We start from the raw sequence: 8,312 nt of genomic DNA on the forward strand, positions 1-8,312 counted from the left end.
CCGGCGGCGCCGGGCCGCGCTGCGGCCCGGCCGCGGCCGGGAACGGGCGGCCCGGCCCTGAACCTGGGCCCACCCGGTCTGCGGCGGCTGTGCGACTGCCCGGCGGCCGCCCGCGGCCGTGACCTGCCGGTCCCGGCGCCGACGCCCCGGAGGACCCCGGTGGGGTCAGGAGGCGTGCGCCTTCTCGTAGTCCTCGCGCACGTTGCTGGGCACCCGGCCGCGGTCGTTGACCTGGTAGCCGTTCTCCTTCGCCCAGTTCCGGATCTTCGCGGTGTCCGGCTGTCCCGCGGAGGACCGGCCGGCCGCCCGGCCGCTGCTGCGACGGGGGGCGCTGAGCCGCCCGCTCTGCTTGCGGCCCTTCTCGACGTACGGGGCCAGCAGGCCGCGCAGCTTCTCCGCGTTGTCGCTCTTCAGGTCGATCTCGTAGGCAACGCCGTCCAGCGCGAACGTGACCGTCTCGTCCGCCGAGCCGCCGTCGAGATCGTCTTCCAGAATGACTTGAACCCTCTGTGCCACGGGCTTCCCTTTCCGTGTCAACAACTCATTGCCTGGAGAAAGGAAACCGCCTTTTCCCGGAAAACACAAACCCCCGGGCGTCCCCGGGGGTGTGCGACATGCGCGACAAGGCACTCGGCGCGCGCCCGGACTCAGTAGAGTCGCAGCAGCATGCGGGAGTTGCCCAGGGTGTTCGGCTTCACCCGCTCCAGGTCCAGGAACTCCGCGACACCTTCATCGTACGAGCGCAGGAGTTCTTCATAGACTTCCGTGGCGACGGCGGCCGGGTCTGACGTACGATCGTCGGTTTCACCGATCTCGACGAAACCGTGTTTCGCGAAGAAGTCGACCTCGAACGTCAAGCAGAAAATCCGACGGACTCCCAGCCAGCGCGCGGTCTGCAGCAGCTTGTCGAGCACCAGGTGGCCGAGGCCGTGGCCCTTGCAGGCCGGGTCGACCGCCAGGGTGCGCACCTCGGCCAGGTCCTCCCACATCACGTGCAGGGCGCCGCAGGCGACCACCGTGCCGGTGTCGTCGCGTTCGGCGACCCAGAACTCCTGCACCGATTCGAACAATGTGACTGTGGGCTTGTCCAGCAGAATCCCGTCCCGCGAGTAGGCGTCGATGAGCCCTCGCACGGCCCGCACATCGGTGGTCCGCGCCCGGCGGATGGTGACCTCCATGGCGGGACGTTATCGTGCGGGCGGCCAAGGGGTCTCCCCGGTATCGCCCGGCGGCGTATCGGGGCGCCCGGTATCGGCCACCGGCGTATCGGCCACCGGCGTATCGGCCGCCGGGGTATCGGTCGAGGGCGTATCGACCGGCGCGGTATCCGGGAACGGCCCCGCCACCCGCAGCGCGTCCCGAAGGGCGTCGCGCTGCTCGGGCGACATCAGGCCGAAGAAGTGCACCAGTGCCGCGGCCGGATTGTCACTGGTCGCCCACGCGTCGTTCATCAGCGCGGCGGTGTATGCCTCGCGGGACGAGACCGGCTCATATCGATACGCCCGGCCCGCCTGCTCCCGCCGCAGCCAGCCCTTTCGGTACAGCTTGTCGAGCACGGTCATCACCGTCGTGTACGCGATTTCGCGTTCCGACTGCAGATCCAGCAGAACCTCGCGAACCGTGACCGGGCGGTTCCACTGCCACACCCTGGTCATGATGTCGTTCTCGAGTTCTCCGAGTTGCCGCACCATAGTCCGGCCAGGATAGGGGTGTTTCGGACAGAATCGGGCCCGGCGGAAACGACACCGGCGCGCCGCCACCCGCTGGGGTGACGGCGCGCCGGTCGCGGCTGCTATTCGCCCGTGGTGGAACGGGCCGCGAGGGCGTCGGCGGCGGCGTCCTCCTTGGCCCGCTGGGCCCCGCCCTGGCTGCGGATGATCGCCCGCACCAGGAAGCCGAAGCCGATCGCCATGACGAGCGGCGGCACGATCGCGCTGACGTAGTCCATCAGGTCACTCCTCCTCGGCGGCCGCGGCCGCCTGCTTGGCCTCCGGCTTCACCAGCGGGAAGAGCACCGTCTCGCGGATGTTCTTGCCGGTGAGCAGCATGATCAGGCGGTCCACACCGAGGCCCAGGCCGCCGGTGGGGGGCATCGCGTACTCCAGGGCGCGCAGGAAGTCCTCGTCCACCTGCATCGCCTCGACGTCGCCGCCGGCCGCCAGCAGGGACTGGGCGGTCAGCCGGGCCCGCTGCTCGACGGGGTCGATCAGCTCGGAGTAGGCGGTGCCGATCTCGGTACCGAAGATCACCAGGTCCCACTTCTCGGCCACGCCCGGGATCGAGCGGTGCTGGCGGGTCAGCGGCGAGACCTCGGTGGGGTAGTCCCGGATGAAGGTCGGCTTGATCGCGTTGTGCTCCAGCAGCCGCTCGATCATCTCCAGCACGATCTGGCCGTGGCCCCACTCCTTCTCGTAGGGCACGCCGGCCTCGTCGGCGAGCTTGCGCAGCTCCTCGACGGAGGTGTCGGGGGTGATCTCGGTGCCCAGGTGGGCCGAGATGCCGGGGTAGACGCTGACCTCGGTCCACGGCTCGGCCAGGTCGATCTCGTGCTCGGTGCCGTCGGGGCCGATGCCCCGGACCACGGTGGTGCCGAGCGCGTCGCGGGCGGCGTTCACGATGGTCGCCCGGATCAGCTCGGCCTGGGTGTCGTAGTCGCCGTAGGCCTCGTACGACTCCAGCGAGGTGAACTCCGGGTTGTGGGTGGAGTCCGCGCCCTCGTTGCGGAAGTTGCGGTTGATCTCGAAGACCTTCTCGGCGCCGCCGACCACCAGCCGCTTGAGGTACAGCTCCGGGGCGATCCGCAGGAAGAGGTCGATGTCGTACGCGTTGATGTGGGTGGTGAACGGGCGGGCGTTGGCGCCGCCGTGCACCGGCTGCAGCATCGGGGTCTCGACCTCGATGTAGCCGCGCTCCTCGTAGGTGCGGCGGATCGAGCGGACCACCTTGCTGCGCAGGTGGAGGATCTCGCGCGCCTCGGGGTTGACGATCAGGTCCACGTACCGCTGGCGGACCCGGGCCTCCGGGTCGGTCAGGCCCTTGTGCTTGTCCGGCAGCGGCCGCAGGCACTTGGCGGTGAGCTCCCAGCGGTCGACCATCACGGACAGCTCGCCGCGCTTGGAAGTGATCACCTCGCCCTCGACGCCCACCTGGTCGCCCAGGTCGATGTCGGACTTCCAGGCCGCCAGCCGCTCCGGTCCCAGCTTGTCCAGGGAGAACATCACCTGGAGGTCGCCGGAGCCGTCCCGCAGGGTGGCGAAGCAGAGCTTGCCGCCGGTGCGGGCCAGGACCACCCGGCCGGTCACGCCGGCCCGCTCGCCGGTCGCGGTGTCCGGCTCCAGGTCGGGGTGCTTGGCGCGGAGGTCCGCGATGCTGGTGGTGCGGGGGAAGCCGACCGGGTACGGGTCGACGCCGGCCGCCCGGAGCCGCTCCAGCTTTTCGCGCCGGACGCGCATCTGCTCGGGAAGGTCGTCGGTCGCGGGGACAGTGCTCTGATCGGTCACCCCACAAGGGTAGCCAGCCGAACGGCCGCTCCCGTCAGCGGATGGGGCGCCGCCCCGGCCGCGTCGCACGGACCCGGCCGGGGCGGGCCGGTCACTCCTGGCGGGCGGCCGTGGCTGCCGCCGGGGCGGTGGCGGCGGGCGGCACCGAGCCGTGCGGCCGGGCGTCCAGCCGCAGGGTCACGCTGTCGTTGCCGGGGTTGTGGTCCCACGGCATCGAGGTGGCCGGGTGGCCGTCCTGCTCCCCGAACTCGTTGTGCAGGCGGACCACGGCCGCCAGCCCGGCGGCCGGGTCGGCGGCGAGGGTGAAGGCGAAGGCGGACCGGTGGCCGGTGGGGATCCAGCTGTCGACCTCGCAGCTGTACAGGGCGGTGCCGGGGTCGGTCTCAAGCCAGGGTGTCCGGTGGCACCGCGGGTCCGCCGCGACCACGGTGATCCGCCGGTCCAGGGCGACCTGGACGTCGACCGGGGAGCTCCCGGAGTTGCCGCCGCCGCCGATCGAGGCCGGCCCGCGGTTGTGCAGGCCCACCGTCAGGGTGCCCCGGCCGGGGGCGGCGGTGTCCGGCGCCCAGGCGCCGAGCGCGCGGAAGTCCGCGCTGTGCTCGACCGGGGCGTACAGGCCGGTCCAGGACTGGCCGCCGTCGGCGAGGTCCGCCACCGGGGTGGTGCCCGGTGCGGGGACCGGCGGCTTCCCGGTGGTCAGCCGGGGGCCGTTGGCCGGGCCGGCGGTGAAGCGGTAGTGGGTGCGCAGCCAGGAGCCCGTCTCGAAGGCGGCCGGGCGGAGCAGGAGCTGCGCGCTCGCACCCGCGGAGTCCCGGGTGATCCGGAGCCCGAGCGGGTCCAGCCGGACGGTCTCGCCCGGGGCCACCGGGGAGTCGACGGTGCACAGCACGGCCCGGTCCGCCGGGCCGGGGTAGGGGTCGGGCTCGGCACGCTCGCCGTACTCACAGTTGCGGTACTTCTGCCTGAACGCGACGCCGACCGGCTGGACGAACGCGACCACCAGCCGGGGGGCGGTCAGCTGCCCGTGGTTGGTGATCTCCAGGACGGGTGACCAGGGGTCGCCCGGCTTCAGCCCGGCCGGCGCGGTCACCTCCGCCGCGGTCAGCCGGGTGCCGCCGACCACCACGCCGGTGGTGAGGGCGGCCGAGCCGCCGTCGGAGACCGCGGTGGTGCGGACGGTGCCGGTGGTGCCGGGTGCGGCGGACGGCTCGGGGACCAGGTCCAGGTACACGGAGCGGGTGAGGGAGCCGTCGATCCGCACGTCGCAGTCGACCACGGCGGCGGTGGTGGTGCAGGTGGCGTAGCTGCTGCTGGTGCTGACCGCGGCCAGGCGGGCCGCGCCGCCGAGGGCGGCGGTGTCGATGGTGACCTTCGCCTGCGCGGTGGTGCCGCCGGGGAGGTCGAGGTCGAGTTGCAGCCGGGCCGGTCCCTGGTCGGCCGGGCGGTCCGGGTCCAGGGCGAGCACGGCCGGGCCGTGCAGGGCGGGCGCGGGTCCGGCCGCGTGGGCGGGTGCCGCGGTGGCCGCCGCGGCGGCGGTCAGCAGCAGTGCGGTGAGCGGGGCGAGAGCTGGTCGATGGCGTCGGATGTGCACGGATTCTCCCGTCCGTCCGGTGGTCGCACCCCGGATGGGGCGCACGCCGACGGTAGGGCTGCGCGGTGTGTCCGGTGGGGGAAATCAATGGGCGGATATTCCGGCAAAGGGGTCCGAAGGCGGGCGGCGACGGCCCGGGCTGTGACCTGACCGATGCTCAACCCGGGCCGTGGATACGACGTCTGGCGTACCGGGGGGCGGGATCCGCCCGGGACGTGCGCGGGGGAGGCCCGGTGTGCGGACCTCCCCCTTGCGCCGGGTGCGGGCGGCTCAGCCGGTGCCGGTGGCCAGCTCGGCCTCCTCCTGCGGCGCGGTCCGGTCCGCGGGGCGCGGGCGGCGGCCGAACAGTTCGGCGGGGGTGGGCATCCGGCGCGGCTGGTGGGTCTGCTTGTCGTGCGGACCCGGCTTGCCCTGGGTGGCCGGCCGGCCCGGCTGGGGGCGGCCGGCGGTGGTGATCTGGGCGGACTGGGCGGAGTTGCTCATCGGGATCCGTCCTCCAACTGGGTGGTCCGCGGTGTCGGGGGCCGCGGCGAAGGTGGGTGCGGCGGCCTGGTCGGGCACCGCCGTCAGGTGGCGCGCACCGGTGCCGAGCGAGAGCCGCTCGCGGACCTCGGCCTCGGCGAGCGCGTGGCAGCGCCCGGCCAGCCGGGACCGGCGGGAGCGCTCGGCCGGACCGCAGGGCCTGCGGGTGAGGGACCGCAGCGCCGCGAGGTCGTCGGGGGACGGCAGGTAGCCGTCCGCGACGGCCTCCTCCAGCCGTTCCAGGTAGCCGGCCGCGCTGCCGGGCAGGGCGGCCCGGTAGCGGGCGAGGTCGGCGAGCAGGAACGCCCGCAGCCGGCCGCCCTCCGCGACGGCCTCGTCGATCGCCTCGGTGAGGTACAGGGCCTCCTGGACGTCCTCGGCCCAGAGTTCGGGCACCGGCGCGGGCGGCCGGAGGCGGTCGGGCATGGCCGGGTGGAGGGCTTGGGCGAGGGCGCGGCGCAGCACGCGGACTTCGTCGGCGCTGAACGCCATGCCGCCGCGCGATCCGTGAGGCGTAGGCATGCGCTGACCCTACGTGACGAATATCCGATTTGTCGGGAGCGTCGGATCAAGAACCCACGTTTGGCCCGACGGCCGCCCGGGTGCCCGTCCCGGGGCCCGGCGGCCCGCCGGACGGCCGCTCCCGTCCGGACCGGCAGTCTCCGAACCACCGGCCGGGCGGCCCCGGCGGCCCGGCGCAGGACCGGGCGCCGGAGCGCCGTCAGGCCGCGGTGGCCGGGCGGTTGCGCTCGAAGATCAGCCGCAGGCCGATCAGGGTGAGCCAGGGCTCGTGCACGTCGATGGTCTCGGCCTCGCCGAGCACCAGCGGGGCCAGCCCGCCGGTGGCGATCACCTGGACGTCGTCCGGGTCCTTGGACAGCTCCCTGGCCATCCGGTTGACCAGGCCGTCGACCTGGCCGGCGAAGCCGTACAGGATGCCCGACTGCATCCCCTCGACGGTGTTCTTGCCGATCACGTTGCGCGGCCGGGCCAGCTCGATCTTGCGGAGCTGGGCACCGCGCATGCCGAGCGCCTCGACCGAGATCTCGATCCCGGGCGCGATCGCCCCGCCGACGTAGTCGCCGCGCTCGTTCACGGCGTCGAAGGTGGTCGCGGTGCCGAAGTCGACCACGATGCACGGGCCGCCGTAGAGGTGGTTGGCCGCCAGCGCGTTGACGATCCGGTCCGCGCCGACCTCCTTGGGGTTGTCCATCAGCACGTGCACCCCGGTCTTCACCCCCGGCTCCACGATCACCGCGGGGACGTCGCCGTAGTACCGGCGGGTCACCTCGCGGAGCTCGTGGAGCACGGCGGGCACCGAGGAGCAGATCGCCAGCCCCTCCACCCGGTCCGAGGCGGAGACGATGGGGTGCGCACCCATCAGTCCCTGCATCAGCACCGCGAGTTCGTCCGCCGTGCGGCGCGGGTCGGTCGAGATCCGCCAGTGCTCGACGATCTCCTCACCGTCGAACAGGCCGAGCGTGGTCTGGGTGTTTCCGACGTCGATCGTGAGGAGCATGGGGTGCTTTCTGGCTCGGGCGAGAGGTCAGGCGCGGAGGTCCAGGCCGATGTCCAGGATCGGCGAGGAGTGGGTCAGGGCGCCGACGGCGAGGTAGTCGACACCAGTGTCGGCGACCTCGCGCGCGGTGGCCAGGGTCAGACCGCCGGAGGCTTCCAGCTTCGCCTTGCCGGCCACCAGCGCGACGGCCTGCTTCAGCTGCGCCACGGTGAAGTTGTCCAGCAGGATCAGGTCCGCCCCGGCGTCCAGCACCGGCTGGATCTGCTCGACGGTGTCGACCTCCACCTCGACCGGCAGCTCCGGGTAGAGCGCCTTGACGGCCTTGAACGCCTCGGCCACCCCGCCGGCCGCCACCACGTGGTTGTCCTTGACCAGCGCCGCGTCCGACAGCGCCATCCGGTGGTTGGCCCCACCGCCGCAGCGGACCGCGTACTTCTCCAGCGAGCGCAGGCCCGGGGTGGTCTTGCGGGTGTCGCGGACCACCGCCGAGGTGCCCTCCAGGGCGTCGGCCCAGGCCCGGGTGGAGGTGGCGATGCCGGACAGGTGGCAGAGCAGGTTGAGCGCCGAGCGCTCGGCGGTGAGCAGGTCGCGGGTACGGCTGCGGACCGAGAGCAGCACCTGGCCGGCCTCCACGGCGGCGCCGTCCTCGACGTGCCGCTCGACCTCGAACTCCTCCTCGCAGACCAGCGAGACCACGGCCTCGGCGACCCGCAGGCCCGCCACCACACCGGCCTGACGGGCCGTGAAGTCGGCGGTGGCGACCGCGTCGGCCGGCACGGTGGCGACCGAGGTGACGTCCTCGCCGCCGGCCAGGTCCTCGGCCAGCGCCAGCGAGGCGATGTCCTCCACCTCGACCGGGTCCAGGCCGGCCTCCTCCAGCAGCTCGGCCAGCGCCGGGTCCAGCCCGGTCTCGTACGCCTCGCCGTCGCCGCAGGCGCAGCCGTCGCCGCAGCCGCCCTGGTCGGCCAGCGGGAGGTCGGCGTGCTCGTGGTCGTGGTCGTGGGTCATCGGGTGCTCCTTGCGGGGGTTCCCCGGCGGCGGCCGGGCGGAGGACGAGGGGGTTACTGGGGCTCGACGGTGCTGACGGGGGTGCCGTCGGCGGCGAGGACGGTCACCAGGTGGCGCTGCCAGTGCGGGTCGTCGCGCTCCGGGAAGTCCTCCCGCCAGTGGCAGCCGCGGG

The 8,312-nt window shown here is 73.3% G+C and carries 9 protein-coding genes and 1 pseudogene; all 10 read right to left on the reverse strand.

The features are described 5' to 3' along the window. Positions 1-165 precede the first annotated feature (165 nt). Entirely contained in the window at positions 166-516 is a 351-nt protein-coding gene (locus AA75_RS20660) for an Lsr2 family protein (RefSeq protein WP_033821627.1), read from the reverse strand. Positions 517-647: 131 nt separating this feature from the next. Further along, entirely contained in the window at positions 648-1,178 is a 531-nt protein-coding gene (locus AA75_RS20665) for an amino-acid N-acetyltransferase (protein WP_033821628.1), read from the reverse strand. Positions 1,179-1,187: 9 nt separating this feature from the next. Next, positions 1,188-1,691 (reverse strand): BlaI/MecI/CopY family transcriptional regulator, encoded by a 504-nt coding sequence (locus tag AA75_RS20670; protein WP_033821629.1) that lies wholly within the window; start codon positions 1,689-1,691, stop codon positions 1,188-1,190. A 101-nt stretch (positions 1,692-1,792) separates the two neighbouring features. Then, complete coding sequence (locus tag AA75_RS50965; protein ID WP_033821630.1) at positions 1,793-1,948, reverse strand: hypothetical protein; 156 nt, start codon at positions 1,946-1,948, stop codon at positions 1,793-1,795. Between the two features lie 4 nt (positions 1,949-1,952). Then, positions 1,953-3,479, reverse strand: a pseudogene (gene lysX / locus AA75_RS20675) (bifunctional lysylphosphatidylglycerol synthetase/lysine--tRNA ligase LysX); the annotation flags it as partial. A gap of 112 nt (positions 3,480-3,591) precedes the next feature. Continuing rightward, the gene (locus tag AA75_RS20680) at positions 3,592-5,091 is read right to left on the reverse strand and encodes a hypothetical protein (RefSeq protein WP_033821631.1); all 1,500 of its coding nucleotides are present in this window, start codon (positions 5,089-5,091) and stop codon (positions 3,592-3,594) included. A gap of 270 nt (positions 5,092-5,361) precedes the next feature. After that, positions 5,362-6,135: a hypothetical protein gene (locus tag AA75_RS20685; protein WP_233289116.1), complete on the reverse strand. Its 774-nt coding sequence runs from the start codon at positions 6,133-6,135 to the stop codon at positions 5,362-5,364. A 199-nt stretch (positions 6,136-6,334) separates the two neighbouring features. Further along, complete coding sequence (locus AA75_RS20690; protein WP_033821633.1) at positions 6,335-7,132, reverse strand: type III pantothenate kinase; 798 nt, start codon at positions 7,130-7,132, stop codon at positions 6,335-6,337. 27 nt (positions 7,133-7,159) lie between these two features. Then, the gene (gene nadC, locus AA75_RS20695) at positions 7,160-8,140 is read right to left on the reverse strand and encodes a carboxylating nicotinate-nucleotide diphosphorylase (protein ID WP_033821634.1); all 981 of its coding nucleotides are present in this window, start codon (positions 8,138-8,140) and stop codon (positions 7,160-7,162) included. A 53-nt stretch (positions 8,141-8,193) separates the two neighbouring features. After that, on the reverse strand, positions 8,194-8,312 hold a 119-nt coding region (locus AA75_RS52190), incomplete at its 5' end, for an aspartate oxidase (protein WP_033821635.1).

It is taken from the genome of Kitasatospora sp. MBT63 (genome assembly GCF_000710465.2).
GTDB lineage: Bacteria > Actinomycetota > Actinomycetes > Streptomycetales > Streptomycetaceae > Kitasatospora.

Bases quoted from the DNA above. Each gene is read 5' to 3' on its own strand.
- AA75_RS20665 (WP_033821628.1), bottom strand. From the start codon at position 1,178: ATGGAGGTCACCATCCGCCGGGCGCGGACCACCGATGTGCGGGCCGTG.
- AA75_RS20685 (WP_233289116.1), bottom strand. From the start codon at position 6,135: ATGCCTACGCCTCACGGATCGCGCGGCGGCATGGCGTTCAGCGCCGAC.
- nadC (WP_033821634.1), bottom strand. From the start codon at position 8,140: ATGACCCACGACCACGACCACGAGCACGCCGACCTCCCGCTGGCCGAC.
- AA75_RS20690 (WP_033821633.1), bottom strand. From the start codon at position 7,132: ATGCTCCTCACGATCGACGTCGGAAACACCCAGACCACGCTCGGCCTG.
- AA75_RS20670 (WP_033821629.1), bottom strand. From the start codon at position 1,691: ATGGTGCGGCAACTCGGAGAACTCGAGAACGACATCATGACCAGGGTG.
- AA75_RS50965 (WP_033821630.1), bottom strand. From the start codon at position 1,948: ATGGACTACGTCAGCGCGATCGTGCCGCCGCTCGTCATGGCGATCGGC.